This window comes from Mesorhizobium sp. B1-1-7, assembly GCF_006442705.1.
In the GTDB taxonomy this organism is placed as follows: domain Bacteria; phylum Pseudomonadota; class Alphaproteobacteria; order Rhizobiales; family Rhizobiaceae; genus Mesorhizobium; species Mesorhizobium opportunistum.
The window spans coordinates 86367-108152 of record NZ_VFWQ01000013.1 but is presented as its reverse complement, the minus strand read 5'-3'; the positions used below and the strand labels follow the sequence as shown (position 1 = coordinate 108152).

The window sequence follows — 21786 nt, the reverse complement described above, 5'->3', positions numbered from 1 at the left end:
AACAGACGCACGGCCACTCAGCTGGCCCTACTCCGGTGACGCCCCCGCAACGCTCTGGTCGTAGTCGACCAGCGATCCGGTCATGACACCGGATTGCGGGCTGACCATGTAGCTGACCAGACGGGCAAGCTGGTCGGGCTTCACCAGCTGGCCCATCGGCTGCGTAGCTTCGGCCTTCGCCAGCCAATCATCCGGCGCGTCGTGCCATTTCTTCTGCACGATGTCCTCGCCCTCGGTGTCCATCCAGCCGGGCAGCACGGCGTTGCAGCGGATACGGTTGAAGCGGTAGGCGTTGGCGACGTTCTTGGTCAGCGTCATCAGCGCGCCCTTGCTGGTCGAATAGGGCGTCAGGAACGATTGGCCGGTATGCGCCGACATCGACAGCACGTTGACGATCGAGCCAGGCGCCTTCTTCTCCAGGAGATGCGCCACCACGCCCTGCATCAGGAAAAACGGGCCGCGCACATTGGTGTCGAAGATCGTGTCGAACAGCTCTTCCGAGGTTTCGACCAGCGAGCCCCGTGCGGACGTGGCGGCGGCGTTGACCAGCGCGTTGATGGTGCCGAAATGCGAGAGCGCGGCGGCGACCGCGCGCTTGCAGTCGGCCACTTTCGAAACGTCGGCACTGATGAAGATCGCGTCGACGCCGGACTTCTTGAGCGCGGCGACCGCCTTGTCGCCCTTCTCCTGCGAGCGGCCGATAAGCGCCAGCGCCCGGCAGCCTTCGTCGGCCAGTGCTTCGGCGACGGCAAAGCCGATGCCTTGCGCCCCGCCGGTGACGATAGCGCGTGTCTGTGAATTGCGATCGGCTGATGCGCTCATCGCTTTGCTCCTGTGGCTTGGGTCCGGGTTCTTACTTGTCGAGGCGAACGGTCTTGCCTGATGTCGCCGACTTCAGCGCCGCATCGGCGAGCTTCAGCGCCACCAGCCCGTCCGCACCGCTCGGCGACGCCTTCTTGCCCGAGGTCGCGGCGGCAATGAACGCGGCAATCTCGATGGCATAGGCGTCGAGATAGCGGGTCATGAAGAAGTCGTGCAGCGGCGGGCGGGTATAGCCCTTCTCGTTGGCCAGTTCGATCGACACCGGCCGCTGGTTCTCGGCGGCCACCATGCCTTTCGAGCCATGCACCTCGATGCGCTGGTCGTAGCCATAGGTGGCGCGGCGCGAGTTGGAGATGACGGCCTGCTTGCCGGACGCGGTCTCGAGGATGACGCTGACCGAGTCGAAATCGCCGGCCTCGCCGATCTTCTTGTCCACAAGCACCGAGGCATGCGCGCTGACCGCCACCGGTTCCTCGCCGAGCAGGAAGCGCGCCATGTCAAAATCATGGATGGTCATGTCGCGAAAAATGCCGCCCGAGCGCTTGATGTAATCGATCGGCGGCGCGCCCGGATCGCGCGAGGTGATGGTGACCATCTCGACGGTGCCGATGGCGCCATCGTCGATCGCCTTGCGCACGGCGGCGAAATGCGGGTCGAAGCGCCGGTTGAAACCGACCATCAGCGTCGCCTTGGCCTTGTCGACCACCGCCAGGCATTTCTCGACGCGCTTGACGTCGAGGTCGATCGGCTTTTCGCAGAAGATCGCCTTGCCGGCCTTGGCGAAGCGCTCGATCAGATCGGCATGGGTGTCGGTCGGCGTGCAGATGACAACGGCGTCGATATCACCGGCTTTCTCGATGGCATCGATGCTGCGCACCTCGGCGCCATAGGCGCTCGCCAGTTCGGTCGCCGCCTTCTCGAAGGCATCGGCGACGGCCACCAGTTTGGCCTGCGGGTTGGAGCCGACGGCGCGGGCGTGGACCTTGCCGATGCGGCCGGCACCGAGGAGGGCGAAACGAACAGTCATGGATATTTCCTCTAGGGGGATGGGTTCGAGAGCGTTGTGTCTCCACCTTTCCGTCGGGAAAAGGTGGCAAGGTTATTTCCGAGCGCGGCGGATCGTCCCGGAACCGGGTGACCGCCCTGTTTTAGGCCGCGAGTTCCGCCTCTCCGGTCTTGGCGCCGGTGATGTAGGAGACGATGTCCTGGCCGTCCGTGTTCTCCTTGCGCAGATTGGCGACGATGCGGCCGCGCCGGAAGACGACGATGCGGTCGCAGAGGTCGAACACCTGGCGCATGTTGTGGCTGATCAGGATCAGCGGCTCGCCATTGTCCTTCAATGTGCGGATGATGTTTTCGACCTGTGCGGTCTCCTGCACGCCGAGAGCCGCCGTCGGCTCGTCCATGATGATCAGCTTGGAGGCGAAGGTCGCGGTCCGGGCGATCGCCACGCATTGCCGCTGGCCGCCCGACATATGGCGGATGGTGTTGGACAGATTGGGGATCTTCACCGCAGTGCGGATCAGCGCAGCTTCGGTCGCCTTGCGCATGTATTTGCGGTCTAGGATCGAGAACGGGCCGAGGTTGAACAGCACTTTTTCGCGGCCGAGGAACAAGTTCGACGGCACGTCGAGGTCGTCGGCCAGCGCCAGGTTCTGGAACACGGTCTCGATGCCCGCCGTGCGAGCCTCGATCGGCCCGGCAAAATTCACTTCCTTGCCATCGAACCAGACCTGGCCGCTGGTGCGCTGTTCGACGGCGGTGATCTGGCGCACGAAGGTCGATTTGCCGGCGCCGTTGTCGCCCATGATGGCGACATGCTCGCCTTTGCGCAGCTCGAAATTGGCGCCTTCCAGCGCATGCACGCCGCCATAGCGCTTGGTCAGGTTTTCGGTCTTCAGGACGATGTCTGTCGTGGAGATATCTGGCATGGTCAAGCCCTCAATGCCCGCATACGCTGGCGCCATTGGTCGAGAACGACGGCGCCGACGATGATCACGCCCTTGACCATCTCCTGGTAATAGGCGTCGAGGCGCAGGAAGGTGAAGCCGGAGATGATGACGCCGAAGATCAGCGAGCCGATCACCGTGCCGATGATCGAGCCGCGGCCGCCCGACAGCGAGACGCCGCCGATGACCGCCATGGCGATGGCGTCGAGTTCGTACATCACGCCCATGCCGGACTGCGCGGTGAGGTTCTTGGAAGAGAGCACCACGGCGGCGAGCGCGGCGAGAATGCCGGCGATGACGTAGACCAGGATCTTGTGGTTGGCGATCTTGATGCCGGACATGCGCGCGGCGTCCTCGTTGGAACCGATCGCGTAACAATGCTTGCCATACCTGGTGTAGGTCATGATCAGCTGGAACAGGATGGCCAGCGACAGGAAGATGATGACCGGCATCAAGCCTTTGCCGATCGCCGCGAAACTGTCGGTGGGAAACGAGATCGGCTGGCCCTTGGACCACCATTTGGCGATGCCGCGCGCGGTGACCATCATGCCGAGCGTGGCGATGAACGGCGGAATGCGCGTGTAGGCGATCAGCGCGCCGTTGACCAGGCCGGCGAACAGGCCGCAGCCGATCGCCACCAGCACCGGCACGATGACCGGCAGGTCGGTCCAGCCTTGCGCCAGGAACATCGCCTTGGGGTTGGGGTTGCCGTTGACGGTCGCCACCTGGGCGAAGCTCATGGCGATCATGGCGGTCGCGCCGACGATCGAGCCCGAGGACAGGTCGATGCCGCCGGTGATGATCACTTGCGTCACGCCGATGGCGATGATGCCGACGATCGACACCTGCAGGATGATGATCTGCAGGCGTGCCTCGTTGAACAGACCGCCGACGTCGCTGCGGGTGTTGAACAGGAAACTGTCGCCGAGAAAGATACGGCCGATCAGTTCGAAGATGACGACCAGGATGACGAGCGCCAGGAAGACGTTGAATTCGGCCGGCCAGTTGCGCTTCTTCGCGTCATAGCTGACCCCGCCGACGCCGTGAGATGTCTGTGCCAATCTTCTATCCTCCATCAGCCACGGTCGTCCTCGGCACCCGAAGGCGCCCCGGGGGAAGAGGAGCGGCGCTGTCTTTGCGCGAGAGCGCCGCTCCGTGGATCCGTTGCTCAGTTCTTCTTCAGGAACTTGTCGATGTTGGCCGGCGTCACCAGCTGGAAGGGCACGTAGACCTTGTGCTCGACCTTCTCGCCCTTGGCGAGCTTCAGTGCCGCATCCAGCGCACCGGCGCCCTGGCCGGCAGCATCCTGGAACACGGTTGCGTCAAGGTCGCCGGCCTGCATGGCCGCCAGCGCGTCCTGGGTGGCGTCGACGCCGCCGACAACGACCGACTTCATGTCGATGTTGGCGGCCTTCATCGCCTGGATGGCGCCGATGGCGCTTTCGTCATTGTTGGCGATGACGCCGTCGAACGGCTTGCCGGTCGACAGCCAGTTGGTCATCAGGTTCTGCGCTTCGTCGCGGTTCCAGTTCGACGTCTGCTTGTCGATGATCTTGATGAAGCTGCAGTCCGGCGTGGCGATGACCTCTTCGATGTCCTTGGTGCGCTGCACGGCGGCCTGGTTGGAAAGCTCGCCCATGATGACATAGACATTGGCTTCCTTCTTGCCGGCTTCCTTGAACAGGCGGCAGACTTCCTTGGTTTCGAGCGTGCCGGAATCGGCCTCGTTCGAGGCGACGAAGGCCTGGTTGTCCGGCAGCGTGTTGACATTGACCGGCTCGCGGTTGACGTAGACCAGCGGAATCTTGGCGGCCGCTGCGGCGTCCGACATGGCCTGCGTGGCCGAGGTGTCGACCGGATTGACGATGATGGCGTCGACGCCCGAAGCCGCGAAGTTCTTGATCTGGTCGAGCTGCTTGGCAACGTCGTTCTGCGCGTCTTCGACCTGCAGTTCGACGCCGCTCATGCCCTTGGCCTGCTCGATCATGCCGTTGCGCAACACGGTCAGGAAGTTGTCGTCGAACTTGGCCATCGACACGCCGATCTTGGCGGCAAAAGCCGATGAACTCATCAGCGCCGCGAAGGCGACGCCCAAAAGCAGTTTCTTCATTGTAATCTCTCCTCCACTTTTGGTGTCCGGTTGCACCGATCTCTCCGGAATCCCCGATCTCCCCGGGGAATCTCTCCCTGATGTCGTCTCGATCCGCGCGACGTTTCCTGCATCGGCTGGAACGCCAAACCGCCTGTTTGAAACATATAGTCAGACCGGAACGAAAGAACCAAAATACACAGCTAGTGAAATATTTATTCCATTTCACATCAGGGCGTCAAGAGCCATTCCAAAACCGGATGCGCGATTTTGAGGTCGAGGCGCACAGGCTGTGATGAGCCGGCGGAGAGCGAACGCTGACTACGTCGGCGATGCGGATTTGCCGGACGCTCGGCTGCGGCCAGTGAGTAGGCCAGTGAGTAGGCCAGCGAGTAGGCATGAGCGTTTTGAGGGAAGCTTGCCGTTGGGCCAGCGTTCAGAAATGCCAGATGCCTCTTTGCAGCAAGAGGTCCAGCGGCCCCCGCCAGACTCTGTATGCGGCCGCCTGCTTGCGCAGTTGTGCGGCGTCGAGATTGCCATTGGCCTCGAAGAAAGCGTCGATCCGCCTTCGGGCGAATAGCTTTCTTCCCCGGGTGTTGTAATTGCGGATAGGCAGCCGGTGTCGGCGGATTTTCCGCCCGTCGTTTGACAGCGCCACGCCGATACAGAATTGTTCCGTGGTATGGGCTCTCACGACGCCGATCATTTGTTCCATGGCATGGTAGGCCTCGATCAGCGCCGGTATGTTGGCGTTGTGAACGCCCAGAACGCCGCTGTTCCACATAGGCTCGCGCCCGGTCAGCCTGTGGTTTCCGAGCAGAAATCCCTTGTCTTCGATTTCGCGGTAGGCAGGCTTGGGCGTTCCTTCGCATTTTCTCATGGTTGAAAGCGATGAGGAAATGCCATCGAAGCAATGCGAGATATCGCCGGTCGGATACATGTCCGTATCCATGAAGAACAGGCGTTCGCATCGCCTCAACATCTCGATAATGCCGGCTGCCTTGATGCCAAATAGATACCGGTTGCCAAAAGACATCTCGGCTTTTGTGTCGGGGGTGAGTTCGATGGTTTCGATGGAGTAGCCGTCGAAAACGGACGGCCTGTCGGTCAGGACGGTAATCTTGGCGCCCGGGCAATAGTGCTGCAGTCGAAGAGCGCTGAAGAGCGCGCCCCGAGCATAAAGCTCATCCTTACCGAACGCGATGTACCCAAACCTGTCCTCGCCCATCAGCGGTCTATATTGACGGCCGGATTCGGCGTCAACTCAACCGGCGATGCCTGTAAAGGCAGCGCTAGATATTTTCGGGCAGGTAGATCTCGAACGGCAGGAAGGTCTGGCCCGGCGCGTTCGCCGCGCCGGCCTCGATGGCATGCGCCATGAGATCGACCAGTTCGCGGCAAAGGGCGGCCAGCGGCGTCGAGATCACCATCGTCAGCACACCGTCGGCCAGGGCCGAGCGCGAGACCGCCGTGATCTCGTTGCAGACGACAGCCGGCATCTCGGCCGGCCTGGCTTGCCGCAGCGCCGCGACCGCGCCTTCCATGCCGCCGCCGGCGACGTAGCAGCCGACGAGATCGGGGTGGCGGTGGAGAAGCTCGAGCAGCGTGTCCTGCGTGATCTGGTTGGCTTCGAGATTGACCAGCGTTTCAAGCAGCGTGAATTCCTGCGCCTGTTCGCGGAAGAAGGAGCGAAAGCCGATCTCGCGCAGCTCGTGCCCGTGGAAGCGATGGCTGCCGACGAACAGCGCGACCTTGCCCGGCCGTTTCGCCGCCTTCGAGATCATCCAGGCCGCGGTGCGGCCGACCTTGCGGTTGTCGAGGCCGACATAGCCCTCGCGAATGCCGGCCGCGAAGTCGGATAGCAGCGAGAAGACCGGCAATCCCCTGGCCTTCATCTCCTCGACCGCGACTGTCAGCGTCGGGTGGTCCGGCCCGACCAGGGCGATGGCCCTGCATCTGGCCGCCAGCCTGTGCGTGCGCTCGACGATCTCGTCCGGCGTCAGTGAACTGGTGAAGTCGATGACCGCGACACCGCGGAAGCGCTGCGATTGCGATACGGCGAGTTCGAGCTGCCGCGCGAACTCCGAGTAGAAGACGTCATTGCCTCTCAAAAGCAGGAAGCCGAGCCGGTACTCCGGCAGTTCATGGCGCATGCGCTGCTTGATCAGGCCGGCCGCGTGATAGCCGATCTCGGTCGCGGTCTCATAGACGCGGCGCGCGGTTTCCTCGCGCACCGGCAGGCGGTTGTTGAGCACGCGGTCCACCGTGGCCACGCTGACGCCGGAGATGCGCGCCAGATCGGTGATGGTCGGCCGTTTCGCCATGATCGCCCTCGTTCGATTGCCGAATAATGATACATCACTCTGATAGGAAATGATAGAAACTATCTTTGTGACATTGAGTCTATCATGACTCGGCGGTATTTTCAGGCTCGAAGATTGGAATGTTCGGCATTCGCCTGGCCAATGCCCTGCCGAGGGAGGCAACCATGACCATAGCGCCGTCCCGGCGTGACTACAGCCTGATCGGCCGCGACGCCAAGCTCGCCGTGGAGAACGGCCTGTCGGCGGCCGAGTGGTATCACACCGACATTCCGCGCAAGCAGATGAAGGAGCTGATGCAGCGCTCCGACGGTCCGGCGATCCGCGATACCGCGATCTGGATTGCAGCGCTCGTCGTCAGCGGCGCCGGCGGCGCCTGGTTCTGGGGCAGCTGGTGGTGCGTGCCGTTCTTCTTCGTCTATGGCTTGCTCTACGGCTCCTCGACCGATTCACGCTGGCACGAATGCGGCCACGGCACGGCCTTCCGCACGCAGTGGATGAACGACGTCGTCTACCAGATCGCCTGCTTCATGATCATGCGCAATCCGGTGACCTGGCGCTGGAGCCACACGCGCCACCACACCGACACCATCATCGTCGGCCGCGACCCGGAAATCTCGGTCATGCGGCCGCCGGACCTGGTGCGCGCCATCCTCGGCTTTGTCGGCGTGCTCGATGCCTGGCATGCGATGTCAGACATGCTGCGCAACGCCGCCGGCAACATCAGCGCCGCCGAAAAGACCTTCATTCCGGAGCAGGAACAGGGCAAGGCGATCCGCATTGCCCGCATCTGGACCGCCATTTATGCCGCGACCATCGCGCTGGCGCTCTATTCCGGCTCGTTCCTGCCCTTGATGCTGGTCGGCCTGCCCAGGCTCTATGGCGCCTGGCACCATGTCATGGTCGGCCTGCTGCAGCATGGCGGCCTGGCCGACAATGTCACCGACCATAGGCTGAACAGCCGCACCGTCTACATGAACCCGATCAGCCGCTTCATCTACTGGAACATGAACTATCACGTGGAGCATCACATGTTCCCGATGGTGCCCTACCATGCACTGCCGAAGCTGCATGCGCTGATCAAGCACGATTTGCCGGCGCCGACCCCGTCGATCCTGGCCGGCTACCGCGAGATGATACCGGTCTTCCTGCGCCAGCTGCGCAACGAGGATTATTTCCTCAAGCGCGAACTGCCGCCGACCGCCAGGCCCTATCGCGAGGAATTCCACAGGGATGCCGTCGCCGCTGCGGCGGAATAACAATGCGATTTTTGCGGAGGAACAAATGAGCGACTGGGTCGAGGCCTGCGCCGCCGGCGATATCGACGAAGAGGACGTGATGCGCTTCGACCATGGCGGCCGCACCTTCGCCATCTACCGCTCGCCCGATGACGACTACTTCGCCACCGACGGGCTCTGCTCGCATGAGAAGGTGCATCTCGCTGACGGGCTGGTGATGGACGACATCATCGAATGCCCCAAGCACAATGGCCGCTTCAACTACAAGACGGGTGCGGCCAGGGGCGCGCCGGTCTGTGTCAACTTGAAAACCTATCCGGTCAAGGTCGACGCCGGCAAAGTCCTGGTTCAGATCGGGTGATGGATATGGCGCGCGGCATGGTCATCATCGGCGCCGGCGAATGCGGCGGGCGGGCAGCGCTCGCGCTGCGCGATCTCGGCTATGATGGGCCCGTGACGCTGGTCGGCGACGAACCGCATCTGCCCTATGAAAGGCCGCCTTTGTCTAAGGACGCGATGGCCAGCGACGCGCCGGAAATCAAGGCGATCGCCAGCGACGAGATGCTAGCTGAAAAGTCGATCCGCCATATCCATTCCGTCCAGGCCGTGGCGATCGATCGCGCGGCGCATGCGGTGCGCCTGTCGGATGGCTCGGTGCTGCCCTACGACAAACTCCTGCTGGCCACCGGCTCGACCCCGCGCAAGCTGCCGATGCCCGGCCTTGGCGCGCGCTGCGTCTATCTCCGCACCTTCGCCGATGCGCTGGCCATCCGCGCCCATCTCAGCGCCGGCAACCGCATTGCCATCATCGGCGGCGGCTTCATCGGCCTGGAACTTGCCGCCGCGGCTCGCAAGCTCGGCGCCTCGGTCACCGTCATCGAGGCGCAACCGCGCATCCTGATGCGCGGCGTACCGGCCGAGATCGCCGAAATCATCCATCAGGCGCACAATGCCGAAGGCGTCGACATACTGTGCGGCGACGGCATTGCGTCGATCGCCGACGACGGCAGGCAAGTTCGCATCGCCCTTGCCGGCGGACGTCAGGTATCGGCCGATCTCGCCATCATCGGCATCGGCGCCGTGCCGGTGACCGCGCTGGCCGCCGAAGCTGGCCTGGCGATCGAAAACGGCATTGCCGTGGACGGGCAACTGCGCAGCAGCGATGCCGACATCTTTGCCGCCGGCGACTGCTGTTCGTTCCCGCTCGCCGTCTATGGCGGCCGTCGCGTGCGGCTGGAAGCCTGGCGCAACGCCCAGGAGCAGGGCGCGCTGGCTGCCAGAAACATGCTGGGCGCCGGTGAGGCGCATGCGGCGGTGCCATGGTTCTGGTCGGATCAGTATGGCCTGTCGCTGCAGATCGCCGGGCTCTCGGACGAAGGCCGGAGCACGGTGCGCCGCGATCTCGGCGACGGCGCCTTTATCCTGTTCCATCTGGCTGAGGACGGCAGGCTGGTGGCGGCGAGCGGCATCGGCCCCGGCAATGCGGTCGCCCGCGACATCAGGCTGGCCGAAATGCTGATCGGCAAGCGGGCAAAGCCCACGCCGGAAGCGCTGGGATCGCAGGATGTGAAGCTGAAGTCGTTGCTGGCGGCTTAAGATTTACCCTCCCCATTGTGGGGAGGGTCGCTGCGAAGCAGCGGGGTGGGGGTGCGGCACCGACCCCCGCCCGGACCTTCGGTCCGACCTCCCACAAGCGGGAGGTAGGGACCTTGAGCTTCTCACCTAAAACAGCGCCTTCAGCTCCGACAATTTGTCGTTGACCAGCCAGCCGTAATAATTCTCTTCCGGCAGTTTCGCCGGTTCGCCGGCGGCGCGGCGCTTGTCGTTTTCGGCCTTCAGCGCATAGGCACGCTGCTCCGGATTGCCGACATTGTAGAGCGTGGCGGTCAGTCCCGGATTGCCCGAAATGTCGAAGCCGGCAATGCTCTTGTAGGCGTCGATCGATTTCCGGATCGTCGCTGCCACGTAAGGCAGTGTCAGGTCCGGATCCATGATGGTCTTGTAGACCGCATTGGGGTCGGCGACGTCGAGCTCCGGCAGTCCGGACACCTTGTGCACGAGATCGCTCATCTGCAGGGCGGTCAGCGGGTTCAGCTGGCCGAGCCCGAAAGTCTGGCCGGCATAGTAGGGCTGGAAGAAGGTGGCGCCGAAACGATCGTTGGGAAAGCTGGTCCCGCCAACGGTCTTGCCGCGAAACGAGCGGTTCCACACCTGCTCGCGGCATTCCCACAAATCGTAGCTGTCCGACATTCCGGCGCATTTCCTGAATTCCGGCCGCTGCACGAAATCGGTGATGTCCTCGCCGTCATAGGCGAAGGACAGCTTGCTGGAGAGGTAGGAGATCGCCTTGACATAGTAGGTCTGCAGCCGGTCATAAGCGTCGACATTGTAGGTGTGCTCGCCGACGATGGCGCCGACGATGTGCATCGGATCGATGCCGTAGGCGGAAGCTGCCTTCTTGATCTTGGCGCGCAGGTCGGCGTCATTCTGCAGCAAAGCGTAGACCTTGCGGTATTTCGCCTGGAAGGTGGTGTTGGTCGCCTGCGTGCGCCGGCTCGAGGCGCCCGGAATGTCGGGCTGCTCGGCATTGCGGTTTCCCGGCGGCACCAATGTTGCCGCATCGGCGGCGAACAGCGTCGCCGCCAGCGTCAGGCCGAGAAGGACCAGGATGAGTTTTTTCATGCGCCGCCGCTGCCCAGGCAATTCCAGGAAAGTGTGAAACGGTTTTTCGTCCGGAATTGCGTCAAACCAAGAGATCGAGAATTGCCGCGCAAACTAGGTAAAGCTCTTGGTCGAGTCGAGAGCGCCCCCGCACAAGGCAAGACGAAAGGTGGCCAGATGGTACCATCTGGCCACACATGATGCTTTTGCCGGGACGTGTTGCCTGAACCGGCGCCGGATGAACCGACGCCGCCTTTTAAAGGATGAATCGCGACAAATCCGTGTTTCGCGAGAGATCGCCGACATGCTTTTCGACATAGGCTGCGTCGATGGTCACCGATGTGCCATTGCGGTCCGGCGCGTCGTAGGAAATCTCGTCCAGCACCCGCTCCATCACCGTCTGCAACCGCCGGGCGCCGATATTCTCGACGCTGGCATTGAGGTCGACGGCAATGCCGGCGAGCGAATCGATGGCATCGTCGGTGAAGGTCAGCTCGACGCCCTCGGTCTTCATCAGCGCGATATATTGCTTGATCAGGCTCGCTTCCGTCTCGGTCAGGATGCGGACGAAATCCTCCTTTTCCAGCGCGCGCAGTTCGACGCGGATCGGCAGGCGGCCCTGCAGCTCCGGCAAAAGGTCGGACGGCTTCGAGACGTGGAACGCGCCGGAAGCGATGAACAGGATGTGATCCGTCTTCAACGGCCCGTATTTGGTCGCCACCGTGGTGCCTTCGACCAGCGGCAGCAGGTCCCGCTGCACGCCTTCGCGCGAAGGCCCGCCGGAAATGTCGGATCTCGCCGCGATCTTGTCGATCTCGTCGAGAAAGACGATGCCGTCATTTTCCGCGGCATCGAGCGCCCGGCGCACCACCTCGTCCTGGTCGAGCAGCTTGTCGGACTCGTCGTTGACCAGGAGGTCGTAGGATTCCTTCACCGTCGTCTTGCGCAATTTGGTCTTCTTGCCGCCCATCGCCTTCGACAGCATGTCGTTGATGTTGAGCACGCCGATATTGGCGCCCGGCATGCCGGGGATCTCGAAGCCGGGCATGCCGCCAGTGCCGGTGTCGGCCACCTCGATCTCGATCTCCTTGTCGTCGAGTTCGCCGTCGCGCAGCTTCTTGCGGAAACTGTCGCGCGTGGCCGGGCTGGCCGTCTTGCCGACCAGCGCTTCCAGCACGCGTTCCTCGGCGTTGACGTGGGCGCGCGCCTTGACGTCCTCACGCATCTTCTCGCGCACCAGGCCGATGGCGATCTCGACCAGGTCGCGGATGATCTGCTCGACATCGCGGCCGACATAGCCGACTTCGGTGAACTTGGTGGCTTCGACCTTGACGAAAGGCGCACCGGCCAGCCGCGCCAGGCGACGCGAGATCTCGGTCTTGCCGACGCCGGTCGGCCCGATCATCAGGATGTTCTTCGGCATCACCTCTTCGCGCATCTGGCCTTCAAGCTGCTGGCGGCGCCAGCGGTTGCGCAGGGCGATGGCCACGGCGCGCTTGGCGTCCTTCTGGCCGATGATGAAGCGGTCGAGTTCCGAAACGATTTCGCGGGGTGAGAAGGTGCTCATATCACTAAATTCCACTTTGCCACTGCTTGATGGCCTCGAACGGATGCAGCAGCATGATCACGTTGAGTGTCAGATTGTCCCGGATGAGATAGCCGGTGCCCAGTTCGAAGAGGACGGCGAGGCTGACGATCACCCATATAGGTAGCTTTCGCGCCATCACAAATCCCAGCACCATGGCCAGTGTGTCGGACACCGAATTCATGATGCTGTCGCCATAATAGTCGAGCGAGATGGTGCCCGCGCGGTACCGCTCGATGATGAACGGGCTGTTCTCGAGCAGCTCCCAGCCGCCCTCGACGAAGACGGCAAAGGCCAGCCTAAGGCCGATCGGCGAACGCGGGAACAGGAACTGGGCCAGCGCATAGAACAGGAAGCCGTGGATGATGTGCGAGAAGGTGTACCAGTCCGAAATATGCTGGGAGTTCTCGGAACTGTTCACCACGCCGTGCCAAAGCTTGACGTAGCCACAGGTGCATATCGGCGGATGGCCCATTCCGTAGAGGGCTCCGGCCTGGAAGATGAGCAGCCCAAGGACGAGCAGAAGTCCCATGCGCCAGCTGTCTTCATAGGCCGAATAGCCCTCGTCAACGCCGGGTGTGCTCATTTGATTATTCCCCCTCTTGTTCATCGTCGGCATCGATCGCCATCAGCACGGCGTCGCCATAGACCGATTGCCTGCGATCAATGGCCCGGAATCCGGCTCTTTCATAGGCCCGGATGGCCCTGAGATTGGCCGGGTCGGGGTCGATGATGACGCGCGGCACGCCTTCCTCGAACAATTGCTCGACGAACTGGCGCACGATCGCCGAGCCATGGCCGATGCCTACCAGCTCCGGCCGGCCGATCGACACGTCGATGCCGAGCGTGCCGAACGGCTGGTCGGCATAGGGATGATCGTCTTCCAGATGCGGGTCGTAGCTCTGCAGATAGGCGATCGGAATGCCGTCGAGTTCGACGATCAGCGGCTCGACGGAAATACTGTCGATGTGCTCGCGGATCTCGGCGATTTCGGTCTCCGGATCGTCCCACCATTGCGCGACATGCGGCTCGGCGAGCCAGCCGGCGATCATCGGCAGATCTTTCTCCGTCACCGGCCGAAAATCATAGAGCACGCCTGATTCAGCCGGCATCGAGCGTTTCGACGACGAAATTGTTGTTGGTGTAGACGCAGATATCGGATGCGATCTGCATCGCCTTGCGGGCGATCTCCTCGGCATCCTTGTCGGTGTCCATCAGCGCGCGTGCGGCGGCCAGTGCATAATTGCCGCCGGAACCGATGGCCATGACGCCATGTTCGGGTTCGAGCACGTCGCCGGTGCCGGTCAGTGCCAGCGAGACCGACTTGTCGGCAACCAGCATCATGGCCTCCAGCCGGCGCAGATAGCGGTCGGTGCGCCAGTCCTTGGCAAGCTCGACGCAGGCGCGCGTCAGCTGGTCGGGATATTGTTCGAGCTTGGCTTCAAGCCGCTCCAACAGGGTGAAGGCGTCGGCGGTGGCGCCGGCGAAACCGGCAATCACATTGCCGCCCTTGCCGATACGGCGGACTTTGCGGGCATTGCCCTTCATGATGGTCTGGCCAAGGCTGACCTGGCCGTCGCCGGCGATCACCACCTTGTTGCCCTTGCGCACCGTCACGATGGTCGTGGCGTGCATGGTCAGATTGTCAGACATTTTTAGCTCCGATTCGCGCGATCCCAAAAGGCGATTGGCACGGTACGAGTGATTTTATCGGCCATATGTATGCATGGGACCAATGATTGCAAACGGCTGGATAGCGGCGGGGATCGCAACTGGCAATCGCCGGATCATGCTGATAGAAGGCTCTCGTTTTCAAGCCCGCGAGCGCTTGAGGCCCGTGAACCGGTCACCATGTGAACCAATGGGACAAGGATACAGCAATGGCGCCCCGTTCCGCCGAAGCCAACCGCAAGACCAGGGAAACCGACATCTCGGTGTCGGTCCAAGTCGACGGTTCGGGAAAATCTGATATCGCTACCGGCGTCGGCTTCTTCGACCATATGCTCGACCAGCTTGCCCGCCATTCCCTGATTGACATGACGGTCAAGGCCAAGGGCGACCTGCACATCGACGATCACCACACGGTCGAGGATACCGGCATCGCGCTTGGCCAAGCCTTGACCAAGGCGCTGGGCGAACGGCGCGGCATCATGCGCTATGCCTCGATCGACCTCGCCATGGACGAGACGCTGACGCGCGCGGCGATCGACGTCTCCGGCCGCCCCTTCCTGGTCTGGAACGTTTCGTTCTCGTCGCCGAAGATCGGCACCTTCGATACCGAACTGGTGCGTGAATTCTTCCAGGCGCTGGCGCAGAACGCCGGCATCACGCTGCATGTCACCAACCACTATGGCGCCAACAACCATCATATCGCCGAGACCTGCTTCAAGGCGGTGGCGCGCGCGCTGCGCGCCGCACTGGAACGCGATCCGCGCCAGCCGGACGCGGTTCCCTCCACCAAGGGATCTTTGAAGGGATAGCGTCATGGCCAGCTATGTCGTGATGGAACCACCCGGCCGCAGCGAGAGAGCCGGCGCAACGGTCTTTGTCCGTGACGGCTTCACCTGGCTTGGCCTGCTGGTGCCGCCACTATGGTTCGCCTGGCATCGGCTGTGGATCGAGGCGGCGCTGACCTTCGTCGTCATGGGCCTGCTTTCGATGCTTGGTGAGAAGCTCGGCCTTGGCCTTGCCGGCTCGCTGCTGTCGCTGCTGGTCTCGCTCTATGTCGGCCTGGAAGGGCAGGGGCTGCGCATCGCTGCGCTCCGCCGCCGCGGCTGGCATGAATGGGGCGTGGTCCAGGCCGGCTGGCTGGATGATGCCGACGTCCGCTATGCGCTGGAGGCCGAGGCGCATGCGGAAGAAGCCGCACCTGCGCCGCGCATGGTTCCGGATGCCGCCTTGGCGCGCCCGGCGCAGCCGGGCATGGCGCTGGGACTGACCCACATTCCGGGACGGCGCTGACATGCGGGTAGCAATTATCGATTATGGTTCGGGCAATCTGCGCTCGGCCACCAAGGCATTCGAGCGCGCCGCGCGCGAAGCCGGCATATCCGCGGAAATCGATCTGACGGCCGATGCCGAGCGGGTGCGCACCGCCGACCGCATCGTCCTGCCGGGCGTCGGCGCCTATGCCGACTGCGCGGCCGGCTTGCGCGCCGTCGAGGGCATGTGGGAAGCGGTCGAGGACGTCGCCATTGCCAAGGGCCGGCCTTTCCTCGGCATCTGCGTCGGCATGCAGCTGATGTCCGAGCGCGGTCTCGAAAAGACCGTCACCAACGGCTTTGGCTGGATTGCGGGCGACGTCAAGGAGATCGCGCCGGCCGATCCGGCGCTGAAGATCCCGCAGATCGGCTGGAACACGATCGAACTGAGACGCCAGCATCCGCTGTTTTCAGGCATTCCCATTGGACCAGAAGGGTTGCACGCCTATTTCGTCCATTCCTACCATCTCGATGCGCGCCAGGCGGACGAGGTCCTTGCGGTCGCCGACTATGGCGGCCCGGTGACGGCCGCTGTTGCCCGCGACAATCTCGCCGGCACGCAGTTCCATCCCGAGAAGAGCCAGGCGCTCGGCCTGGCGCTGATCACCAACTTCCTGCGTTGGAGGCCCTGACGAGCATGAGCAAACTTGCCGCCTCATCAGGTCATTTCGTCATCGTCGAGGCGCCTAGATGATCCTTTTTCCTGCCATCGACCTCAAGGACGGCAAATGCGTGCGCCTGAAGCACGGCGATATGGCCACCGCGACCATCTACAACGATGATCCGGCCGCACAGGCGCGAGCCTTCGAGGAACAAGGCTTCGAGTGGCTGCACGTCGTCGACCTCAACGGCGCCTTCAAGGGCCAGAGCGTCAATAGTGCCGCCGTCGGCGCCATTCTCAAGGCGACGAAGAACCCGGTACAGCTTGGCGGCGGCATCCGCACACTGGAGCAGATCGAGGATTGGCTCGCCCGCGGCCTCGCCCGCGTCATCCTTGGCACGGTGGCCGTGCGCGATCCCGATCTGGTCAGGCAGGCCTGCAAGGCTTTCCCGGGCAAGGTCGCCGTCGGCATCGACGCCAAGGGCGGCAAGGTCGCCGTCGAAGGCTGGGCCGAGGCGTCGAGCCTCGGCGTCATCGAGCTGGCCAGGAAATTCGAAGGCGCCGGCGTCGCCGCCATCATCTACACCGACATCGACCGCGACGGCGTGCTGACCGGCATCAACTGGGACGCCACCATCGACCTCGCCGAGGCGGTTTCGATCCCGGTCATCGCTTCGGGTGGCCTCGCCTCGATCGCCGACATCGTACGCATGACCATGCCGGACGCGCAAAAACTGGAAGGCGCCATTTCGGGCCGCGCGCTCTATGACGGCCGCATCGATCCGACCGAGGCGCTGGCGATCCTGCGGGGCAAGCCGGCAATGGAGGCGCGGTCGTGAAGCTCACCATCATCCTGGCCTCCTATGACAGCGGCCATTATCATGGCGGCATGGGCCAGGGCCCCGATGCGCTGATCGCAGGCGGCCTCGTCGACGCCCTGACCATGGCCGGCCACGACGTGACCGTGGAGGATATCGGCAGGGTCGGCGATGCCCAGGAACGCGAGATCGCCACCGGCTTTGCCGTCTGCAATGCCGTCTCAGGCGAGGTTCGCATTGCCATCGACAGGGGCCGGTTCCCCATTGTGCTGGCCGGAAATTGCCTGACATCAGCCGGTGCGGTCGCAGGCGAGGGTGCCGATGCGATCATCTGGGCAGACCAGCATGGCGATCTCAACACGCCCGAGACATCCACATACGGCTTTCTCGACGGCATGGCGCTGGCGACGGTGCTCGGCCTGTGCTGGCGTCCGATGGCGGGCGCCATTCCGGGCTTCAAGCCGATCGATCCCTCACGCTGCGTGCTCGTCAACGCGCGCGATCTCGATCCGGACGAAGAAAAACTTGTCGAGACGCTGCCGATCATCCGCACGGAATGCCCCGGGGTGGCACAAGCGACGGCAAAGCTGAAGGCTGCCGGCGCCGAACGCGTGCACATGCATCTCGATCTCGACGTGCACGATCCCGAGGAGCTGCAGGCCAACCGCTACGTTACCCCCGGCGGGCCGGACCCGGAACAATTGCGCGACGCGGCTTGCGCCATCGCGCTTGCCGTGCCGATCGTCGGCATCACCGTTTCCGCTTACGATCCGGCCTTCGACGCCCAGGCCGACGTGCCGCCGCTGGTCGGCCAGCTGCTCAACGATCTTATCGCCACGATAGAGGGCCGCTGATGCTGAAAGCCCGCGTCATCCCTTGCCTCGACGTCAAGAACGGCCGTGTCGTCAAGGGCGTCAACTTCGTCGATCTCATCGATGCCGGCGATCCGGTCGAGGCGGCCAAGGCCTATGACGCGGCCGGCGCCGACGAGCTTTGTTTTCTCGACATCACCGCTTCGTCGGACAATCGCGAGACCATTTTCGACGTCGTCGCCCGCACCGCCGAGCAATGCTTCATGCCGTTGACCGTCGGCGGCGGCGTGCGCCAGGTCGCCGACATCCGGAAATTGCTGCTGGCCGGTGCCGACAAGGTGTCGATCAACACGGCAGCGGTGACGAACCCGGATTTCGTCGCGGAAGCAGCCGACAAGTTCGGCAATCAATGCATCGTCGTCGCCATCGACGCCAAGAAAGTGTCCGGCGACGGCGAAGCCGACCGCTGGGAGATCTTCACCCATGGCGGACGCGAGCAGACCGGCATCGACGCGGTCGAATTCGCCCGAAAAATGGTCAATCGCGGCGCCGGCGAGATCCTTTTGACCTCGATGGACCGCGACGGCACCAAGGCCGGCTACGACATCGCGCTCACCCGCGCGGTCGCCGACGCGGTGCGCGCCCCGGTTGTCGCTTCGGGCGGCGTCGGCACGCTCGATCACATGGTCGAAGGCATCCGCGACGGCCATGCCGGCGCGGTGCTGGCGGCCTCGATCTTCCATTTCGGCACCTACACCATAGCCCAGGCCAAGGCACATATGGCCGCGGCCGGCCTGCCGATGCGGCTGGACTCCTCGGGCGATCGGTCCTAGAGCAATTCGGAATTGCGTAAAAACAAAGAGATAGAGCGGTTCGCCGTTTCCGTGAAACGGTGAAATGCTCTAGAGGCTTTCCGGCTAAGAAAAGGGGCCCTCAGGCGCCATGGCTGAATTTTCGCTGTCCGATCTGGAAAAAATCGTCCACGAGCGCGCCCATTCCGGTGACCCCGACTCGTGGACGGCGAAACTGTTCGCCCGCGGCATCGACAAGGCGGCGCAGAAGCTCGGCGAAGAGGCGGTCGAGACGGTGATTGCCGCCGTCAAGGACGACAAGCAAGGCCTCGTTTCCGAAAGTGCCGATCTTATATATCATTGGCTCGTCGTTCTCGGCCTCTCGGGTGTTCCGTTGAGCGACGTGCTCAAGGAGCTCGAAAGCCGCACCGGGCGTTCGGGCATCGCCGAGAAGGCGTCACGGCCCAAGGGCTGACCGCGAGGAAGGGCAGGTATCTCGATGGATCAGCTCGCGCCGACCGAGAAATATTCCCCGTTTCGTTTCTTCTCCGCCGAGCAATGGTCGCAATTCCGCGCCGACACGCCGCTGACGCTGAGCGAGGACGAGTTCCGCCGCCTGCGTTCGCTGAACGACCCGGTCGACCTCGCGGAGGTCTCGCGCATCTATCTGTCGCTGTCGCGGCTGCTGTCCGCCCATGTCGAGGCGAGCCAGCTCTTGTTCCGACAGCGTCAGGCCTTTTTCAACGCCGTCGATATCGTCAAGACGCCGTTCATCATCGGCATTGCCGGCTCCGTCGCGGTCGGCAAATCGACCACGGCGCGCGTGCTGAAGGAGCTTCTGGCCCGCTGGCCGTCGAGCCCCAAGGTCGACCTCATCACCACCGACGGTTTCCTGCTGCCCAACGAGGTGCTGCGCCGCGAAAACCTGATGGAACGCAAGGGCTTCCCCGACAGCTACGATGTCGGCGCGCTGCTGCGCTTCCTCTCCGGCATCAAGTCCGCGCTGCCCGATGTCCGCGCGCCTGTTTATTCGCACCTCACTTATGACGTCATTCCCGGCGAGTTCGTCACCATCGACCGGCCGGATATCCTGATCTTCGAAGGCATCAACGTGCTGCAGCCGGGCAAGCTGCCGCAGGACGGCAAGATCGTGCCCTTCCTGTCGGACTTCTTCGACTTCGCCATCTACATCGACGCCGACGAGAAGCTGATCCACGAGTGGTATATTTCCCGCTTCATGCGGCTGCGCGAGACCGCTTTCCGCAATCCGGACTCCTTCTTCCACCGCTATTCCCAGCTCTCGGAGGATTCGGCGCGGGCCATCGCCGAAGGCCTGTGGACCAACATCAACCTGAAGAATTTGCGCGAGAACATCCTGCCGACGCGTGCCCGCGCCGACCTCATCCTGCGCAAGGGCGCCGACCACCTGGTCGAGGAAGTGGCGTTGCGCAAACTGTAGCTGGCGGTGGCCGCAAGGCTGGAACGCATGGCGGCTCGTCGTCGACAAGCCGCCACGCCGTTATTCAGGCCAGCATCACGTCTCAGCCATTGGCGAACGGCACGGCGACATAGATCTGGCTGCCGCCGCGTTCGACCAGCAACAGCACCGACTTGCGCCCTGATTTGCCTGCCTGGGCAACCGCCTGAGTCACCTGTTTGGCGCTCTTCACCGGAACCTGGTTGACGGCGACGATGATGTCGCCCGGCTGGATGCCGGCAGCGGCCGCTGCCTTGTCGGGATTGACGCGCGCAACCACCGCGCCGCGCTCGTTGTCAGCGAGGTTCATCTGCTGGCGAATGTCGGGCGTGATGTCCATCAGGCCGAGGCCGAGCGCTGGCGCACCGGAACCCTGCTCGGCGCCCGGCGCGCCGGAGCCGCCGGTCGATGCCGTCTTCGCATCGTCGCTGTTGCGTCCGACATCGACGGAAATCTTCATGGCTTTGCCCTTGCGCCAGACGTCGAGCGTTTCCCTGGTGCCAGGGGCGACGTCGGCGACGGCCCGCGACAGATCCTTGGGATCCTTCACGTCCTGTCCGGCGAAGCCGGTGATGACGTCGCCGGTTTCGACGCCGGCAAGGGCTGCCGGGGAGCCGTCATTGACCTGGGAAACCAGCGCGCCGCCGGGATGATCGAGCCCCATGGCGCTGGCAACGTCCGGCGTCACCGGCTGGATATCGACGCCGAGATAGCCGTACTGGATGGAGCCGCCCTTCTCCAGCTTGGCGACCACCTTCTGGGCCTGGTCGGAGGGAATGGCGAAGCCTACGCCGACGCTGCCGCCATTGGGCGAATAGATCGCCGTGTTGATGCCGATGACATTGCCGTTCACATCCACCAGCGGACCGCCGGAATTGCCATGGTTGATCGGCGCGTCGATCTGGATGAAGTCGTCGAACGGCCCGCTGTGCAGGTCGCGGCCGCGCGCCGAGACGATGCCCGCGCTAACCGTGGTGCCGATGCCGAACGGATTGCCGATCGCCAGCACCTGGTCGCCGGTCATCAATTTGTCCGAGTCACCCCATTTGACCGTCGGCAAGGGCTTGCTGGCCTTGATCTTGAGCACGGCGAGATCGTTCTTGGCGTCGCTGCCGACGACCTTGGCCGGCAGCTCCGTGCCGTCGTCGAGCGTCACCTTGATCGAGGAGGCGCCGTCGACGACGTGGTTGTTGGTGACGATGGTGCCGTCGGCACCGACGATGAAGCCGGAGCCCAGGGCCTCGGTTCGCGGCGCCTGCTGTTGTGGCGGGGTCCTGGGCATGGGCATGCCCTGGTCGCCGAAGAACTGCCGGAAATAGTCGTCGAACGGGGAATTGTCCTGGAAGGGCGACGCTTCGTTCATGGCTTCCGGTTGTGCCTTCATGACGGTCGTTACCGTCACGACGGCTGGTTTGGTCGCGGCCACGACCGGCGCGAACGAACCGTTCGGCGCCGATATTCCGGGTACCGGGGTCTGGGTGGTCGCGACGATCTTGGCGATGCCGTTCGTGTTCTGGGCGAATGAAACGACAACAGGGGAGATAATCAGCGCGGCGCCCAGCAGGGCGGCGACGCGATGTCTGCGAAGGATGCCTAGAGGTGACATGGTCGTTCTGTCCGGGCGAGAGTTGATCCGGCGCC

Annotated in this window: 24 protein-coding genes; 11 read left to right on the top strand and 13 right to left on the bottom strand. The window is 63.4% G+C overall.

Annotated elements, in window-relative coordinates; genetic code table 11:
- Positions 1-27: 27 nt before the first annotated feature.
- The 7 genes from FJ978_RS22595 to FJ978_RS22565 all read right to left on the bottom strand — a co-directional run bounded on the left by FJ978_RS22595 (position 28) and on the right by FJ978_RS22565 (position 7184).
- On the bottom strand, positions 28-822 hold the full coding sequence (locus FJ978_RS22595) for an SDR family oxidoreductase (RefSeq protein WP_140574131.1): 795 nt from the start codon (positions 820-822) through the stop codon (positions 28-30).
- A 31-nt stretch (positions 823-853) separates the two neighbouring features.
- Entirely contained in the window at positions 854-1849 is a 996-nt protein-coding gene (gene iolG / locus FJ978_RS22590; RefSeq protein WP_140574129.1) for an inositol 2-dehydrogenase, read from the bottom strand.
- 121 nt (positions 1850-1970) lie between these two features.
- A complete protein-coding gene (locus FJ978_RS22585) occupies positions 1971-2753 on the bottom strand; it encodes an ATP-binding cassette domain-containing protein (RefSeq protein WP_013891716.1) in 783 nt (260 codons plus the stop codon).
- Between the two features lie 2 nt (positions 2754-2755).
- Positions 2756-3832, bottom strand: a complete 1077-nt coding sequence (locus FJ978_RS22580; RefSeq protein ID WP_140574126.1) for an ABC transporter permease — start codon at positions 3830-3832, stop codon at positions 2756-2758.
- 107 nt (positions 3833-3939) lie between these two features.
- Complete coding sequence (locus tag FJ978_RS22575) at positions 3940-4881, bottom strand: sugar ABC transporter substrate-binding protein (RefSeq protein ID WP_013891714.1); 942 nt, start codon at positions 4879-4881, stop codon at positions 3940-3942.
- A 415-nt stretch (positions 4882-5296) separates the two neighbouring features.
- Positions 5297-6088, bottom strand: coding sequence for a hypothetical protein (locus tag FJ978_RS22570; RefSeq protein WP_140574124.1), 792 nt, complete (start codon positions 6086-6088; stop codon positions 5297-5299).
- Between the two features lie 64 nt (positions 6089-6152).
- Complete coding sequence (locus FJ978_RS22565) at positions 6153-7184, bottom strand: LacI family DNA-binding transcriptional regulator (protein ID WP_140574122.1); 1032 nt, start codon at positions 7182-7184, stop codon at positions 6153-6155.
- Between the two features lie 164 nt (positions 7185-7348).
- Here FJ978_RS22565 and FJ978_RS22560 point away from each other — a divergent pair, with 164 nt between their 5' ends.
- The 3 genes from FJ978_RS22560 to FJ978_RS22550 are packed head-to-tail and all read left to right on the top strand — an operon-like array spanning position 7349 to position 10015.
- Positions 7349-8440, top strand: coding sequence for a fatty acid desaturase family protein (locus FJ978_RS22560; RefSeq protein WP_140574120.1), 1092 nt, complete (start codon positions 7349-7351; stop codon positions 8438-8440).
- A gap of 25 nt (positions 8441-8465) precedes the next feature.
- The gene (locus FJ978_RS22555) at positions 8466-8780 is read left to right on the top strand and encodes a MocE family 2Fe-2S type ferredoxin (protein WP_140574118.1); all 315 of its coding nucleotides are present in this window, start codon (positions 8466-8468) and stop codon (positions 8778-8780) included.
- Positions 8780-10015 carry an FAD-dependent oxidoreductase gene (locus FJ978_RS22550; RefSeq protein WP_181180428.1) on the top strand — a complete coding sequence of 412 codons (1236 nt, stop codon included), beginning with the start codon at positions 8780-8782 and terminating at the stop codon, positions 10013-10015. The genes FJ978_RS22555 and FJ978_RS22550 overlap by 1 nt, the downstream gene beginning before the upstream one ends.
- A gap of 126 nt (positions 10016-10141) precedes the next feature.
- Here FJ978_RS22550 and FJ978_RS22545 read toward each other — a convergent pair whose 3' ends face one another.
- The 5 genes from FJ978_RS22545 to hslV form a co-directional block, all read right to left on the bottom strand.
- A complete protein-coding gene (locus FJ978_RS22545) occupies positions 10142-11101 on the bottom strand; it encodes a DUF1402 family protein (protein ID WP_140574116.1) in 960 nt (319 codons plus the stop codon).
- A 235-nt stretch (positions 11102-11336) separates the two neighbouring features.
- Positions 11337-12647: an ATP-dependent protease ATPase subunit HslU gene (gene hslU, locus FJ978_RS22540; RefSeq protein WP_013891707.1), complete on the bottom strand. Its 1311-nt coding sequence runs from the start codon at positions 12645-12647 to the stop codon at positions 11337-11339.
- Positions 12648-12651: 4 nt separating this feature from the next.
- A complete protein-coding gene (locus FJ978_RS22535; protein WP_140574099.1) occupies positions 12652-13251 on the bottom strand; it encodes a DUF2585 domain-containing protein in 600 nt (199 codons plus the stop codon).
- 4 nt (positions 13252-13255) lie between these two features.
- Positions 13256-13777, bottom strand: coding sequence for a GNAT family N-acetyltransferase (locus tag FJ978_RS22530; protein ID WP_140574097.1), 522 nt, complete (start codon positions 13775-13777; stop codon positions 13256-13258).
- Positions 13767-14318: an ATP-dependent protease subunit HslV gene (gene hslV / locus FJ978_RS22525; protein ID WP_013891704.1), complete on the bottom strand. Its 552-nt coding sequence runs from the start codon at positions 14316-14318 to the stop codon at positions 13767-13769. Before hslV ends, FJ978_RS22530 begins: the two co-directional genes overlap by 11 nt.
- A gap of 227 nt (positions 14319-14545) precedes the next feature.
- On the opposite strand from hslV, the gene hisB reads away from it, so the two are divergent.
- The 8 genes from hisB to coaA all read left to right on the top strand — a co-directional run bounded on the left by hisB (position 14546) and on the right by coaA (position 20127).
- Positions 14546-15145: an imidazoleglycerol-phosphate dehydratase HisB gene (hisB, locus tag FJ978_RS22520; RefSeq protein WP_140574095.1), complete on the top strand. Its 600-nt coding sequence runs from the start codon at positions 14546-14548 to the stop codon at positions 15143-15145.
- A 4-nt stretch (positions 15146-15149) separates the two neighbouring features.
- A complete protein-coding gene (locus tag FJ978_RS22515; RefSeq protein WP_140574093.1) occupies positions 15150-15626 on the top strand; it encodes a DUF2628 domain-containing protein in 477 nt (158 codons plus the stop codon).
- 1 nt (position 15627) lies between these two features.
- Complete coding sequence (gene hisH, locus FJ978_RS22510) at positions 15628-16278, top strand: imidazole glycerol phosphate synthase subunit HisH (protein ID WP_140574091.1); 651 nt, start codon at positions 15628-15630, stop codon at positions 16276-16278.
- Positions 16279-16336: 58 nt separating this feature from the next.
- Positions 16337-17086 (top strand): 1-(5-phosphoribosyl)-5-[(5-phosphoribosylamino)methylideneamino]imidazole-4-carboxamide isomerase, encoded by a 750-nt coding sequence (hisA, locus tag FJ978_RS22505; RefSeq protein ID WP_013891700.1) that lies wholly within the window; start codon positions 16337-16339, stop codon positions 17084-17086.
- A complete protein-coding gene (locus FJ978_RS22500) occupies positions 17083-17919 on the top strand; it encodes an arginase family protein (protein ID WP_140574089.1) in 837 nt (278 codons plus the stop codon). Before hisA ends, FJ978_RS22500 begins: the two co-directional genes overlap by 4 nt.
- Complete coding sequence (gene hisF, locus FJ978_RS22495; protein ID WP_140574087.1) at positions 17919-18710, top strand: imidazole glycerol phosphate synthase subunit HisF; 792 nt, start codon at positions 17919-17921, stop codon at positions 18708-18710. Before FJ978_RS22500 ends, hisF begins: the two co-directional genes overlap by 1 nt.
- A gap of 109 nt (positions 18711-18819) precedes the next feature.
- Positions 18820-19143, top strand: coding sequence for a phosphoribosyl-ATP diphosphatase (locus tag FJ978_RS22490; RefSeq protein WP_140574085.1), 324 nt, complete (start codon positions 18820-18822; stop codon positions 19141-19143).
- 24 nt (positions 19144-19167) lie between these two features.
- On the top strand, positions 19168-20127 hold the full coding sequence (gene coaA / locus FJ978_RS22485; RefSeq protein ID WP_013891696.1) for a type I pantothenate kinase: 960 nt from the start codon (positions 19168-19170) through the stop codon (positions 20125-20127).
- Between the two features lie 82 nt (positions 20128-20209).
- On the opposite strand, the gene FJ978_RS22480 is transcribed toward coaA, so the two are convergent.
- Complete coding sequence (locus tag FJ978_RS22480) at positions 20210-21751, bottom strand: DegQ family serine endoprotease (RefSeq protein ID WP_140574083.1); 1542 nt, start codon at positions 21749-21751, stop codon at positions 20210-20212.
- Positions 21752-21786 lie beyond the last annotated feature (35 nt).